Here is a 15,060-nt window from a genome sequence, read left to right as displayed (position 1 = left end):
ATGAAGCACATATATTATCTCATAGGGTTATGCCTGCTCGCCGCCATAGGCGCATGCAACAAGGAATGGGAAGAAGAACTGTTTACGAAGTATGTGGCGTTTGGGAAGAACGGCGTTGTGCAGGTGTATGTGAAATACAAGGAGGAAGGCGGGAATATCCCGCTGAAGATCCCCGTTGTATTAAGCGGCTCCACGGCCAATAACACTGATGTGGACGTTACGGTTGCCCTGGACAGGGATACGCTCACCAACCTGAACTTCGACAGGTTCCGGCTGCGGGAAGACCTTTATTTCAAAGAGCTTCCCGGGGAATTCTATAGTTTCAAATCACTCAAAACCACCATTCCCAAAGGAGAAAACACCGGTTACCTCACCATCGATCTGAAACTGGACGGGATAGACCTGGTGAACAAATATATCCTGCCGCTGCAGATAGTGTCCACATCTGTTTACGCTCCTTCCGCATTGAAGCATTACAAAAAATCGCTGATCAGCATCGTGCCGTTCAACGATTTTTCCGGGAAATATTCCGTGGCGGGCGCAGTGTGGGACAGGACGAGAAGCGAGAACAGCCAGACGGCGCTGACCGTTCCCTCCAGGAATACCTGGGTCGTAAATGAAAATTCTGTTTTCTTTTACGCAGGCGTAACGGAAGAAGAGGCCGTGGATCGGGCAGTTTATAAGATCAGCGCTACCTTCAACCAGGACAGCACCGTTACGCTCAGCGCTGCCAACCCGCTCATCAATTTTACGCAGCAGAAAGGCACTTACACCATCAGCAAACGGATGGACGAAGTGCAGCCCTACCTGGAGAAAACATACACAACAGTATACCTCGAATACCAGTATGACGACATCACAAACCCGGCCTTCCCGTTAAAATACCGGTTTGCGGGATCGATGGTGCTGGAAAGGGTGAAGAATATCCAGATCCCTGAAGAGGACCAGCAGGTGAGGATAGAAGAATAAAAAGAGCATTGCGGAAACCTCGTCATTGCTGAAAACACATTACTGCGGGGAGCCTGTCATTGCCCCGGAAGACGTCATTGCGAGGAGCAGCAAGGGATTTTTGTGCGGCAGCAAGCGCGACGAAGCAATCTCCTCCCTGGCCTGGAGTACACCAATTCAATGAAAGAGATTGCTTCGTCGCCCTCCCGCTATGGCTCTGCCGCTCCTCGCAATGACGGACTTTTTACGCAGTGACGGACTTTTTCCAATCTCCGTAATAACGATCAAAAAAGCTTCTCCTGCGGGGGCTTAACGCCGGAGAGGCGCAGGTAGACCGTTGCCTGCCCGCGGTGGTGCGTCTGGTGTTCAAAGGCTTTCGCCAGCGCGGCGCCCCTTGTCAGTTCAAACTTCCCGAACAGCTTGACATTCTCATTTAACTGGGCAGGCGTCATTTTGCCGATGGAGCTGATAGCAAAATCATAACCGGCAGACACCAGCTTGATGACATTCTCCTTGGATTTATCCGTGGTGGTCTTCTCCAGCCCTTCTGCTCCAACAGGGCTTTTAACCCCTTCCGCGGCTGCAACGAGCCCATAGTTGCCATCCGTCAGGTGCAGCATCTGCTCGGCAAAGGAACGCATTTCAGGTGTAGGCTTTGAGCTGTAGCCCGATTCAGGCATGGCATTCAGGTATTCCAGTGTGTAGGCTTTTGCCCGCTCCCATTCTTTCGCCATTTCCGCGGGAGTAGTTTGCGCCCGGGCAACATGAAGTCCCAGCGCAAGGAACAGCATCGTGGCAAGTACTTTTACTTTCATAACAGGTGTGATTTTATATGGTGACCAGATTTTGACCGCATTCGCGCGGGTAACCGTTTCCCCCAGGGTCCAACTCAGCTAAAGGTAAGTCAATCCAGCATAAAATGAACAAATGCACATATTCTACCGGCGTACGGCCCCTTCCCGGGATTGGCCGTCTGCCTGCCGGATAAAAGCAACCGCCATTTCGATCATTTCCCTTTGTTCTCCGACATGCTCTGTTTCTGCTTCTATATTGATGTAGCGTTTGTTTTTCTTTCCATAGAAAATGCTTAGCGAACCATCGTCTTCCGCTTTTTTGTGTTGCAGGATCACGTTGTAACCGGCAGACCGGGATTGCCGGAAAAAAGCCTGGTCGGTCGTTAGAAAGAAATGGTCGGGATCATGCGTGTCGCTCCTGTGAACGGCTGCGGCGGCGCTTTCGTGGCCGCCTCCTTTCATATAAGAAAGCGTGGAGAAGCCCGCATCGTCGTTGTTATGGAGTGCGATCAGCACAAAGGCGCGGGCAGGAATGCGGTTCAATACAAACCTGCTGAAACCATGCACCGTGCTGATGGCCGGTTTCGTGCTATGTTGGCCCTGTTCCTGCAGGGTGGCTTTGATCCCGGTTTTTGTGAAGATCCGGTTGGGGTCGAACCGGTATGTTTTTCCCCGCTGGGTGAAGGTGATGTTCCGCTGGTTGTTGTTCTCAATGCTGAGCAACACGCCGCCCGTCCTTTCCAGCACCATCCTGGCGGCTTTTACACCGGTGGTTTCATCGTCGTGGAGATTGATCATGACCACGTCCCTGCTGTTGCCGTAGGTGGTTACTTTCAGGGCAACGGACCTGTTGCCGAGGGAATAGGAAAAAGTGTTTTCCTTAGCGGCAAACCGCTCAGGCTCACCGGTATGAAGCCACAGCAGGGAGCATATCAGCCATATGTTTTGCATGCTTAACGCCATGATCTTGTATATACCGGCAAATGGCATTCCAGTTATGAAATTCCGGCTGTTAAAGTTACTTCATAAACTTCTTCGCCACCCTGTTCTTCCCCATCCGCAAAAAGCCATCAATGCGCTACATACCCACCCCATCAAAAAATTGATTACTTTGGCGCTCTCAACCAATCTGCCGCCTATCTGCAAGGGGGTGCTAATTTATCGGAATGGAGGATCAAACGGGAATTGATACGGCGTGGCTCACCGGGCTGTCCAGGGGAGAGGAATCCGCTTTCAGGAGACTGTTCTCCCAATACCATCCGTTTATTTATTCTTTCGCCCTGCGCATGACCGGCTCCGACGCCCTGGCCAAAGACGTGGTGCAGGAAATATTTATCAAGTTATGGCTACACCGCGGGGAATTGCCCGGCGTTCAAAACCTGGGCGGTTACATCAACCGGCTTACCCGCAATCACGTGCTCAACGGCATGAAACGCATGGCACATGAATCTTCCCTCCTGCAGGACCTTCAGCCCCAGCTTTCCGCCGGCCCGGCGCCCACCGAAGCCCGCGCGGAGCATCGCGACCTGGAAATGCTGCTGGACGAAGCTTTGCGGCGCCTTCCCGGCCAGCAGCAACGCGTGTACCGCATGAGCCGCATGGAAGGGCTGAAACACGAAGAGATCGCCACCGCCCTGGGCATTTCCCGGGAAACCGTCAAAAAACACATGATGGCGGCTTTACAAGCCATCCGCCTTTACCTCCGGCAGCACAGCGATATGCCTGTAGCCGCCCTGCTATGCCTCCTGCCATTATTTTCCTGATTTTTTTTCCTGCCGGCTACCCCTTTCCTCTTTTTTGTTTGTCAACAGTTTAACACTACCCATTAAAAAATCATTTGCATGCAGTCTGCCCGATTGGCGTACCTGGTTCGCCGTTACCACGACAAAATATGTACGCCTGCTGAAGAAGCCGAGCTGATGGCGCTGCTGCGCAGCGAGGCCACGGGGGAGGAAATGGATGCGCTGCTGGAAGAGCTCATGGAAGAACATTCCCCCGAAGCCGCCATGGACGCCGCAGAACAGGAAGCCGCCTTTAGCCGCTTCTGGAGCAAGACCCGCCCGCCAAAGCTGCGCCGCCTGCTTGGCTGGTCTGCCGCCGCAGCCGTGCTGGCCCTGGCCGTGATCGCCAGCTACCAGCTATTCCGCGCGCCTGAAGCCGTGAAACCACCGGTGGCAGACATTGCGCCGGGCACGCACAAAGCCCTGCTCACACTTTCAGACGGCAGCACCATTGCGCTGGACAGTGCGGGCAACCAACTGCTCCAACAGGGCGCAGCCACCATACAACAAAAGGGAGGATTGCTGGAATACACGGCCACCGCCGAAAACAGCGCCATTCAATACAACACGCTCCGCACGCCCCGCGGCGGGCAGTTCAGCATCCGCCTGCCGGACGGCACGAGGGTATGGCTCAATGCCGCTTCCAGCCTGCGTTACCCGGCTTCCTTCGCCGATACCCGGGAAGTGGAAATCACCGGCGAGGCTTATTTTGAAGTGGCCCGCAATGAACAGGCGCCCTTTATCGTAAAAATGCCGGGCGAAGCCGCCGTGGAAGTACTGGGCACGCATTTCAACATCAGCGCCTATGAAGATGGCGGGGACATGGCCGCCACGCTCACGGAAGGTTCCGTACGCGTAAAGCGCCCGCAGGCAAGCGTGGTGCTGAAAGTGAATGAACAGGCGCTCATCGGTAAGAACGAAACCTTCATCACTGTCAATAAAACGGCGGATATCGCGCAGGTGCTGGCCTGGAAGAACGGTGTATTCAATTTCGACAATCAATCTTTTGCGGAGGTGATGCGCCAGCTTTCCCGCTGGTACGATGTGGACGTGGTATACAAAGGTGCCGTGCCGGTTAAGAAATTCGGCGGGGAGTTGCAGCGCAGCCTTAGCCTTTCGCAGGTGCTGGAAGTGATGAAGGAGATGAAGATAGACGTGCGCCTTGAAGAGAACAGGAAACTGGTAGTAATGCCATAAAAAGCGCCCCGGAGGCAACCGGGGCGTATATGGCCTGGAATAACAAAAGTCTGACGGACTATTCATTAATCAACCAAACCATTACAAAAGTATGCAAATCAGTGCGCTTTGTAAAGGGCATTCTATGCCCGGCCCTGTACGGGCCTTAAGCTCTTTTTCAGGAATCAAAATGTGGCGAGTCATGAGATTAACCGCCTTGTTCATGTGCGTATTCAGCCTGCACTTATCAGCCAAAAGCAGCGCCCAGACCATCAGCCTCACGGCCAAAAATGTGCCTTTGCTCCAGATCTTCAGCGAGATCAAGAAGCAAACGGGCTATGTCGTTTTTTACCAGCAGGACGCGCTGAAAGATGCCGTACCTGTAACGGTATCCGTAAAACAGGAAGCGCTGGAATCTTTCCTGCGCGAGATATTAAAAGACCAGCAGCTTGATTTTTCCATCAAGAACCAGAATATCATCCTCCGCCGGAAGGATGCGGCGGTGTTCGTTATCCCGAAGCTGCCGCCGCCGGAGATTGCGGGGGTGGTTTTAACAGAAGAAGGCGAATCGCTTCCCGGGGCCAACATACAGGTCAAGGGCGGAACCCAGCGCACTTCCACAGATGCAGACGGGCATTTCAGGATACCCGCGGAAGCGGGAGATGTACTGGTGATCACTTTCATCGGTTTCCAGCAGCAGGAAGTAAGGGTAGGTAACAGAAAAATGCTGACCATCGCGCTAAAAGCGGCTATCAGCGCCCTGGATGCCGCGGTGGTGCAGGGTTATGGCGTTACTTCGAAAAGGAATAATGCCGGTAATATCTACACCGTGTCCGGTAAGGAATTGGAAATGTCCCCCGTGCCAAACCCGCTTGCTGCCCTGCAGGGCCGGGTGCCGGGCGTGATCATTACACAGACCAGCGGTGTGCCCGGTGCGGCATTTAAAGTGGAGATACGCGGCCGCACACAAGTGGATCGCTTTGCCGGTGGTACCGGCGGCGCAAACGATCAGCCGCTGTTTATTATAGACGGCGTGCCCATGGCCTCCAACAACGACAACATCAACCTGCTTCAATCCGCTATTTCCGCGTCCAGCACAAGCGGCCTCAGCCCTTTCAATGGTATTAATATTGCCGATATTGAAAGCATCAGCTTACTTAAAGATGCTGACGCAACCGCCATTTATGGCAGCCGCGGCGCTAACGGCGTAGTGCTCGTAACCACCCGCAGGGGCAAAGCCGGCAACCTCCGGTTCAACATCAACGCGTCTACCGGCGCCAGCCGGGCCCCGCTTCCGAAAATGCTCAGCACTAAGGAATACGTGGCCATGCGCAACGAAGCCTTCGCCAACGACGGCATTGCGAAGAACAATACCAATGCGTATGACCTGCTGCTGTGGGACACCACACGCGACAACAATCTCACCAAACAGCTCATTGGCGGCACATCAAGCTACACCAATATCCAGGCTTCCGCTTCCGGCGGCACCACTACCCTCCAATACCGTGTGGGCGGCGGCTACTACCGTGAAACGGACGTTTATCCCGGTACCTTTCCCAACACCCGCTCATCCGCCAATTTCAGCATCACCAGCCGTTCCAAAGATCAGAAGTTTACCATGGTCGTTAACGGCACTTATACATCCAGCAAGAATACTTCTACCGCTACAGACCTGGCTATGAAGCTCACACTTCCGCCCAACTACCTGCTGTATGATTCACTGGGAAACCTTGCATGGAACGAAAAAGGTATCATTTCTGACAACCCGCTGGCTTACCTGTTACAAAAGTATTCCGCCATTTCCAATAACCTGCTGGGCAACCTGTCGCTGGCCTATGCCATTCTCCCCAACCTTACCGCTCGCGCTAACATCGGTTACAACAGCATCGCCGTGGAAGAACTGCGTATCACGCCCAAAACTTCGCAGAACCCTACCAAAGCCAACTTAGTCGGCCAGGCGTATTTCGGCAACAATAACTTCAACAGCTGGATATTTGAGCCACAGTTAGATTACCATACATATATTGCCAAGGGGAAACTCACCGCCATGGCTGGCGCCACATACCAAAACCAGCAAAACACCGGTTACAACTTCATGGCAGACGGCTATACCAGCGATGAATTCCTCGGCTCGCTCACCGGTATCCCCGCCACCGGTCTCAAACAGCCCGGCAGCGTGCAAAGCCAGTATAAATACCAGGCGTTCTTCGGCAGGCTGAACTATATCTACAACGACCGCTATCTGGTGAATCTTTCCGGAAGAAGGGACGGCAGCAGCCGTTTTGGGCCTAACTACCGCTTCTCCAACTTCGGTGCGGCAGGCATTGGCTGGATATTCACCAGCGAAAATTTCATGAAACAATTTCCCCTCGTTAGTTACGGCAAGCTTCGCGCCAGCTATGGTGTTACCGGCAACGACAAGATCGGTGAGTATAAATACCTGGATGCTTATACCTCCAACGTTTTTACCCCCACCTACAACGACTCTACTGCTCTTGTGCCCAGCCAGCTTTTTAAACCTGACCTGCACTGGGAGAAAAATAAAAAAGCAGAGATCGGGCTGGAACTGGGGCTGAAAGACGACCGCTTGCTGCTTACCGTGGCCTGGTACCGCAATCTTTCGAGTGATCCATTGGTGAATTACCCACTGCCGTACACCACCGGCTTCACTACCATTACCGCCAACCTGGCCGGTGTATTGGTAGAGAACAAAGGATGGGAATTTTCTTTTACTTCTACCAATATCAAAAAGAAAAATTTCGAATGGAGCAGCAACTTCAACTTCACGCTGCCCAGCAACAAACTGTTGCGTTTCCCTGACCTGGAGCAAAGCGCCTATGCTAATGCTCTTCAAATCGGCCGGTCGCTGAATATTGTACGGGCGGCAAGATCGCTGGGCGTAGACCCGCAAACGGGCCTGTTTACAGTGGAAGATTTCGATAAGAATGGCACTTTTTCCACCAACGATTTCCAGTTCCTCTTCGATACCGATCCGCAATTCTACGGCGGCCTGAGCAACACCATCCGCTACCGGCAATTCCAGCTGGACTTCCTGTTGCAGTTTAACCGGCAGAAAAACCAGAACTGGCTGAACGCAACGCTCGGCGGCTTTACACCTACGCCGGTTGGCGGTCTTATGAACGTACCTTACCTCGCCAAAGATCCCTGGCGCCAGCCCGGAGACGTGAAGGAACTGCAGAAGTACACTACCCGCGGTTCCGCCTCCACATCATTGTCCGGCAACTATGCGGCGTATTTCTCTGATGCTAAATATTCCGATGCTTCGTTCCTGAGACTGAAAAATGTAAACCTCTCGTACACCCTCTCCTCCGCCATTGCGAGAAAAATAAAAATGTCGAGCGTGCAGGTATACATGCAGGCGCAAAACCTGCTGACTTTTTCTTCTTACGTCGGTGCTGACCCGGAAACCGTATTCCTGAGCAGGCTTCCGCCCCTGAGAACCGTAACCGCGGGTTTACAGCTTAATTTTTAATAACGAATCAACGAGTCAACACATGAAACCGATCATATATTGTGGAATAACGTTGCTCCTGCTGGCCGGATGCGACAAATTTGTGGACGTGCCGCTTCCCATCAGCCAGCTGAGCACCGAAGCGACATTTGCCGACAATGAAAAGGCCGGCTCTGCCATCCGCGGCATTTATGCTTCCACTCAAAACGGCTTCGGCCCCGGCCCTTTCAGCGGTACCCTGAGCGGCAATGCAGGCCTCAGTGCCGACGAGCTGATCAAAATCTCTTACAACGCAGACCAGGAGGCTTTCCAGCAAAATAACCTGACGCCGGCCACCAGCCCTGTTGGCGGAGCGTTGTGGGGCGCTTTTTATTACTATATCTACCAGGCCAACGCCGCGATCGAAAACCTGGAAAAATCCAAAGGCGTAACGGCCGATAAAAAAGTGCAGTTCATCGGCGAAGCGAAGTTCATCCGTGCATTAAGCTACTTCTATCTCGTAAACCTGTATGGCCCTGCTCCGCTGGCCACTACGTCCGACTACCGGGTAAACGCCCTGCTGCCCCGGGCAGATACCGGCAAACTCTGGCAGCTGATAGAAGAAGACCTGCGTTACGCAATAACCAATACGGGCACAGATTTCACCACCAAAGGCGCCCGTTCCCGCGCCAGCCGCTATTCTTCCGCCGCACTGCTGGCAAGGGTGCAGCTGTACCGGAAAAACTGGGCCGATGCTGAAGCACTTGCAACAGATGTGATAAGTTCCAACCTGTATACGCTGGACACGCTCGATGGCATGTTCCTTACTACTTCACCCGAACCGATCTTTTACTTTTCACCCGCAGGCACTAACAATTATACAACAGAAGGTTCGCAGGTACATAATATCACCAGCTTGCCTTACAGGCTCAGCCCATACTTACTGGCGGCATTCGAGCCCGGCGATCAGCGGCGTGTAAAATGGGTCAGGGAAAACGCTGACGGTAAGCCCAGCGCAAACAAATACAAAATATTCAGCGGCACAGGCAGCACCAGGAAAGAAGGCACTGCCGTACTACGCGCAGCCGAACAATACCTCATCAGGGCCGAAGCAAGAACACAGCGCGACAACCTCTCCGGCGCCATCGCCGACCTTGATGTAATACGCCACCGCGCAGGCCTGCCGCTGATTGCCAACACCAATCCCTCTATCAGCAAAACAGCATTGCTGGACACCATCCTGCACGAACGTTTTGTCGAATTTTTCGGGGAATTCGGCCACCGCTGGATGGATGTGATCCGCACCGGTAACACTACTAAAATATTCGGCGTAAACAAACCCGGCTGGGAAAAGGACGACGTGCTTTATCCTGTTCCCGCCGGCGAAAGAGAATTGAATCCTAACCTCAGCCAGAATGACGGCTATTAACCAACTATAACATGAGAAAATTATTATGGGCGGCCTGCCTGCTGCCGGCCACCACATTTGCACAGCAATACACGATAGAAGGAAAGATTGACGGATGGAAAGGAACAGACTCCATCATGCTGGTATATTCGGAAGGCGGGTCATTTGTACAGGAAAGAGGCGTGGCGGAAAACGGGCGATTTAAATTCACCGGCACCTTCCAGGAACCACGCTCAGTAGCGATAAGGCTCGACAGGAATGACAAACCCGGCGCATCGAGAGATAACATCAGTCTTTACCTGGAACCGCGCACCATATTCGTAATTTCCAAAGATTCACTGAAAAACGCCACCATCGAAGGCGGACAACTGAACGCCGAAGCCCTTGAACTGAAAAAGCAAACCGGCGAAACATTCACGGGCCTCGTAGCCTTGCGGATGAAAGCATTCAGCATGCCCGAAGCAGAACGCAAGTCTAAATCACCCGCCATGCAGGCGCTGAATGCGGAGTACGACAGCCTCACCAAAAAACTGGAAGCGGAACACATCGCATTCATCCGCCAGCATCCCAATTCTTACATTGCGCTGGAAACACTCCTGAAGATCGCAGGCGCAAAGGTCACTTACGAAAAATTCGCCCCGCTGTTCGAACAGCTGGGCCCTTCCCTCAAAAATCTCAAAGCCGGCAAAGAATTCGCCGCAAGGTTGGAAACCGCCAAGCTGACGGCTTCCGGCGTAAAGATGCAGAACTTCGTATCGTACGACACGGCGCGGAACGAATTACAGCTGAAAGACATGCTGCGCAACAGCAAACTGACGCTGGTAGACTTCTGGGCCAGCTGGTGCGGCCCCTGCCGCGCGGAAAACCCTAACGTGGTAAAAGCCTTCAACGCCTTTCACGACAAAGGCTTCAACATCATCAGCGTTTCCCTTGACGATAACGCCGACCGCTGGAAAGCCGCCATCATCAAAGACGGCATGCCCTGGTACCACGTTTCCGGGCTCAAAAAATGGGACGAGCCGGTAGCGAAACAATTCGGCGTAAACGCCGTGCCGGACAATTTCCTGCTGGATGCGGACGGCAAAGTGATCGGCCGAGGACTGAGAGGTGAAGCGCTGTATAAAGCGGTGGAGGAGAAATTGAAATAATTCAAATGCCAACCCTATGATAAAAAGGTTGCAGACCGTTTGGTTTGCAACCTTTTTCAACTTATAACGGCCTCATTTGTTAGTAATAGTACTCAAACCACCGCTATGCAACACAAATGGCCCGTACTGGATTATATGGCGTGGAAAGACACCCTCGCCACCGTTCACCTCTGGACGCAGATCGTGGGAAAGATCAGGCTGCGGACAATGCCCTGGCTGAACCACTCCTGGCATGTAACGCTGTACGTAAGCCCCCACGGCCTCAGCACCGGCAGCATGCCCTACCGTGACGGCATTTTCCAGATCGATTTTGATTTTGTGCAACACCGGCTGCTGATCTCCACCAGCGTGGGCTGGCAGGAGACGATGGAGCTACGGCCAATGTCAGTAGCAGATTTTCACCGTGAACTGTTTGAAAAAATCGCTGCGCTGGACATAGACGTGAGCATCTACGGCGTTCCCAGCGAACTGGAAAACGCGATCCCCTTTGCCGAGGACCACCAGCACAAAACATATGACGCCGTGCAAATGGAAACTTTCTGGCAGGCGCTGGTGCAGGTGCATAATGTGTTCACCCGCTTTCGTACCCGTTTTACCGGCAAGTGCAGTCCCGTGCATTTTTTCTGGGGCGCCTTCGACCTGGCCGTAACACGCTTCTCAGGCCGGGATGCGCCACCACACCAGGGTTCAGCACCGAATATGCCAGCTAAAGTGATGCAGGAAGCCTATTCGAAAGAAGTGAGCTCCTGCGGCTTTTGGCCCGGTAATGACCAATACCCGCATGCGGCTTTTTATTCCTACGCCTATCCTGCCGCGCCATCGTTCGGCACGCAGCAGGTTCGGCCCGAAGGGGCTTTTTACAGTAATGACATGGGAGAATTCCTGCTGCCGTATGATGTAGTGCAGCGATCAGCCAATCCTGAAGAAACTTTGCTGGACTTCCTGCAATCCACCTACGAAGCGGCGGCAAATACCAGCCAGTGGGACCGGCGGGCGCTGGAGTGCGACCTGTCTTCCCTCGAAACGGAATTCGGCTGTTACCGCTAATTTTTGGGAGGGGCGGTTATCCTCAGCTTATTCACCAGGCTGTCGATAGCCGGGGCCGGCGGCATGAGCAGCTTTACGCGCTCTGCCCATAGCAATGCGTCTGCCAGCGCAGTATCTCCTGCATCAAGGGAAACGGCAAATGCGGTGGCGGTTTCATACAGCACGGTGCTGAGCTTACGGGAATACTGGTTGATGATGAATTGTTTTTCCTCCTGGAAACCCGGCACCTTCGTACTGTCCTGCTTACCGGTCAGAAATGGCTGCATGATCTGCTGGTATAGCCTTTCATCTTCGCGGCGGATCGAATCCATCGGAATATCCATTGTACGGCCCACCATGCGGTAACCTGTTTCTTTCAGTTTCGCCAGGTCTTTCACCATCCCGTAATACAGCATCTTCGACTTATTGATGCCTGCATGCTGCGGAACGGAAAGCACAGGTTCCAGCATTTCCATGTAAGTGATGACCTGTTTCAGTTCCAGCGGCCGCCCTTCTTTCCAGGCCATGCCGGCGGCATTGTAAAGCGTTTTGGAATAGAGGCTTGCTGCTGTTTTCTTTTTCTGTTCAGCAGGCAGCGAATTGTAATGATCCATCAGAAATACTAACGCGTTTGAACGAATGCCGGAAATATTTTCGCCCAGGTATGCCAGCTCTTCCGGTGAAGCAAGTTTTGCTGCGGGCATTGCTTCCACGTAAGCGTTCAGTACGGTTGTATTGTCCAGCTCCAGTTCTGCCAGGCGTTTGAGATAACCTCGCAGGAAAACGGGATCGCGTTTCCCCTCCTTAAATTCCTTCTCCAGAGACGCGATGCTGCTCCCTCCTGCGCCGGCAGACATGGCGCTGGCCGCATGCGCCGTAAGTGAAGCCACCGGCTGAAAGCCAACCGCACGATGCAGCAGCGTGCCTTCCGCATTAAGGTAGAGATAGGTGGGATAAGCCTTTACGGAATACTTCCCCGCAATGGCCACGCCTTCGCCTTTTTCAGCATCCAGGCGGTAGTTGAGGAACATGCTGTTGTAAGTATCGCCTACTTCTTTTAAAGGGAATATCTCCTTGTCCATTTGTTTGCAGGGCGGGCACCAGTCAGTATATACATCCACGAAAATGAGCTTTCCCTGCTTTTTGGCGGCGTCCAGCAATTCCTGCCAGGAACCTTCAAAGAATTGCATGCCTTGTTTCGGTACGGCGTTCGCGGCAGCTGTTGTAGTGAGGCAGGTTAAGAAGAAGATAAATATAGTGATTGAGCGCATGGATCCGGGTCTGTGTTTGTACATCTAAAAATAACAAATGCACCGTAAAAACAAAAGCCGCTCATTTCTCCGCAGCCTGGTACGTGCGTGCGATCACTTCATCCAGCGCTGTGGTATTTTCCAATGCGCCCCAGGTGAGGTTCCTTGTGCCGGCAAGCCTTGCTTTGCAGAACAGCTGTGCAACTGCGGGCGGCGCTATGCGGATCAGTTCTATGGCTTGCATGGCCAGGGCCATTTTCTCCACGATGATCCTTGCTTTGAATTCGTAGTCGCTGGTATTGGATAATAACTGCTGCAGGCTGCCGAGGTGTGAGTCAAGACCAGCGTCGAGGCCGCGGGCGGAGCTGAAATAATTCATCAGCGCTTCCATGCTGCGCGGCTCTTTGTGCATGGCGCGCAGCACGTCCAGCGCCTGCACGTTGCCTGAGCCTTCCCATATGGAATTGACCGGCACATCGCGGTAGAGCCTGGGCATGATGAATTCTTCCACGTAACCGTTGCCGCCAATGCATTCCAGCGCTTCACCCACGGCAAGCACCGCGCGTTTGGTGTTCCAGAATTTTCCAACGGCGGTAGCAATGCGGGTAAAATGCATGGCTTCCTCATCATCCGGCGCATCGTCGAAACCTTTGGCCAGCCGCATCGCCAGCGTAGTGGCCGCTTCGCATTCAAGGCCCAGGTCCGCCAGCACATTCTTCATCAAAGGTTGGTCTATCAACCGTTTCCCAAACGCGCTGCGGTAATGGCAATGGTGGATCGCTTCAGCCACAGCCCGGTGCATGGTGGCCGCGGAACCGATCGCACAATCCAGCCTCGTATGCCGCACCATTTCCATGATATTGGGAATGCCCCTTCCCTCTTCCCCGATGATCTTTCCCCATGCTTCGTGGAACTCTACTTCGCCGGATGCATTGGAACGATTGCCCAGCTTATCTTTCAGCCGTTGGAAATAAAGCCTGTTCTTTTCTCCCTCCGGCGTGAATCGCGGAACAAGGAAACAGCCCAGCCCCTTTTCCGTTTGCGCCAGCACAAGGAACGCATCGCTCATGGGCGCGCTACAGAACCATTTCCGCCCGGTGATCTTATACACGCCGCTGCCGGCAGGTTTGGCGAAAGTAAGATTGGCCCGCACGTCGCTACCACCCTGCGGTTCGGTCATGGCCATGCCGAACGTAACGCCTTTTTTGTTGAAATAAGGTATATGCCTTTCATCGTATTCGTTGGAGAGCACCAACGGCAGCCATTCCCGCGCTATACCCGGCGCAATCTCCAGCGAAGGCACCACGGCGAAGGTCATGGTGAGCGGGCAACTGCTGCCCTCGTCTATTTGCTGCTTGAGGTAGGATAATACGCTGTGTGCGAGGTAACGCCCTTTTTGAGGGGAAGTCCAGGCGATGGAATGCACCTGCCCGCGTATGGCTGCTTCCATCATCCGGTGGTAAGCGGGATGATATTCCACCACGTCCAGCCGGTTGCCGAAGCGGTCGTGTGTTTTAAGCATGGGCGTATTCCGGTTGGCAAGATGGCCTGCTTCCTGCATCCCGTGGCTTCCCATCAGCGCCCCGAATGCAACAGCGCGTTCGTTCGTCCACCCCCCGCCATAGGCGTTCAACGCATGCTGCAGCATCGTATTCGTTGTAAATGCGTTGAAATTTTCCAGGACAGGAACCTGGTTGAGGGAATGCTGAAAATCAAAACCGGGAGAATGCATAAGCAGGGTTTTTGATACTCAAATTTACCTTAATGCTGCTTATAACGGGCCAATATGACTCAAAAACAAAAGCCGGAAAAAATTCCGGCTTCTAGCATATGCACATTTGCCAAAGTTGAGGTATACGTATTGTTCAGGTTCACCGGCCATGACTGGCAGGTACTTAGATTCCGGTTATGGTCAACATAACCTGTCCAATAGTAATGTCTTTTATGATCAGTCGGTATCTTACCATTTCACTTTCAGTTCCGAACGCCTGTTGGCCCTATATTCTTCTTCGCTGCAGGGTACACCGTCCTTGCACCTGTTCACCGGTTCCAGCTCGCCTTTGTTGGCGTAATACAGG

General features: G+C 53.2%; 11 protein-coding genes. 7 read left to right on the top strand and 4 right to left on the bottom strand.

All coding sequences use genetic code 11. From position 1 onward, the window contains the following. Nucleotides 1-969, top strand: coding sequence for a DUF4973 domain-containing protein (locus R3I13_RS17075; RefSeq protein WP_346319165.1), 969 nt, complete (start codon nt 1-3; stop codon nt 967-969). A gap of 263 nt (nt 970-1,232) precedes the next feature. On the opposite strand, the gene R3I13_RS17070 is transcribed toward R3I13_RS17075, so the two are convergent. Further along, nucleotides 1,233-1,763, bottom strand: coding sequence for a DinB family protein (locus R3I13_RS17070; protein ID WP_346319164.1), 531 nt, complete (start codon nt 1,761-1,763; stop codon nt 1,233-1,235). A 123-nt stretch (nt 1,764-1,886) separates the two neighbouring features. After that, nucleotides 1,887-2,693 carry a hypothetical protein gene (locus R3I13_RS17065; RefSeq protein ID WP_346319163.1) on the bottom strand — a complete coding sequence of 269 codons (807 nt, stop codon included), beginning with the start codon at nt 2,691-2,693 and terminating at the stop codon, nt 1,887-1,889. 215 nt (nt 2,694-2,908) lie between these two features. Here R3I13_RS17065 and R3I13_RS17060 point away from each other — a divergent pair, with 215 nt between their 5' ends. The 6 genes from R3I13_RS17060 (at nt 2,909) to R3I13_RS17035 (ending at nt 11,753) form a co-directional block, all read left to right on the top strand. Then, on the top strand, nt 2,909-3,505 hold the full coding sequence (locus R3I13_RS17060; protein ID WP_346319162.1) for an RNA polymerase sigma-70 factor: 597 nt from the start codon (nt 2,909-2,911) through the stop codon (nt 3,503-3,505). A gap of 78 nt (nt 3,506-3,583) precedes the next feature. After that, nucleotides 3,584-4,720: a FecR family protein gene (locus R3I13_RS17055; RefSeq protein WP_346319161.1), complete on the top strand. Its 1,137-nt coding sequence runs from the start codon at nt 3,584-3,586 to the stop codon at nt 4,718-4,720. 181 nt (nt 4,721-4,901) lie between these two features. Further along, nucleotides 4,902-8,192: a SusC/RagA family TonB-linked outer membrane protein gene (locus R3I13_RS17050; protein WP_346319160.1), complete on the top strand. Its 3,291-nt coding sequence runs from the start codon at nt 4,902-4,904 to the stop codon at nt 8,190-8,192. Nucleotides 8,193-8,214: 22 nt separating this feature from the next. Further along, the gene (locus R3I13_RS17045) at nt 8,215-9,579 is read left to right on the top strand and encodes a RagB/SusD family nutrient uptake outer membrane protein (RefSeq protein WP_346319159.1); all 1,365 of its coding nucleotides are present in this window, start codon (nt 8,215-8,217) and stop codon (nt 9,577-9,579) included. A gap of 11 nt (nt 9,580-9,590) precedes the next feature. After that, nucleotides 9,591-10,706 carry a TlpA disulfide reductase family protein gene (locus R3I13_RS17040; protein ID WP_346319158.1) on the top strand — a complete coding sequence of 372 codons (1,116 nt, stop codon included), beginning with the start codon at nt 9,591-9,593 and terminating at the stop codon, nt 10,704-10,706. Between the two features lie 105 nt (nt 10,707-10,811). After that, nucleotides 10,812-11,753 (top strand): DUF5996 family protein, encoded by a 942-nt coding sequence (locus R3I13_RS17035; protein ID WP_346319157.1) that lies wholly within the window; start codon nt 10,812-10,814, stop codon nt 11,751-11,753. Here the strand turns inward: R3I13_RS17035 and R3I13_RS17030 are convergent. Together R3I13_RS17030 and R3I13_RS17025 are read right to left on the bottom strand one after the other, a co-directional pair. Continuing rightward, the gene (locus tag R3I13_RS17030) at nt 11,750-13,003 is read right to left on the bottom strand and encodes a thioredoxin family protein (protein WP_346319156.1); all 1,254 of its coding nucleotides are present in this window, start codon (nt 13,001-13,003) and stop codon (nt 11,750-11,752) included. The two genes, R3I13_RS17035 and R3I13_RS17030, sit on opposite strands and share 4 nt — an antisense overlap. Before the next feature lie 61 nt (nt 13,004-13,064). Continuing rightward, the gene (locus tag R3I13_RS17025; RefSeq protein ID WP_346319155.1) at nt 13,065-14,714 is read right to left on the bottom strand and encodes an acyl-CoA dehydrogenase family protein; all 1,650 of its coding nucleotides are present in this window, start codon (nt 14,712-14,714) and stop codon (nt 13,065-13,067) included. Nucleotides 14,715-15,060 lie beyond the last annotated feature (346 nt).

It is taken from the genome of Chitinophaga sp. YIM B06452 (assembly GCF_039655965.1).
GTDB lineage: Bacteria > Bacteroidota > Bacteroidia > Chitinophagales > Chitinophagaceae > Chitinophaga.
This window is presented reverse-complemented; position numbering and strand designations above follow the sequence as displayed.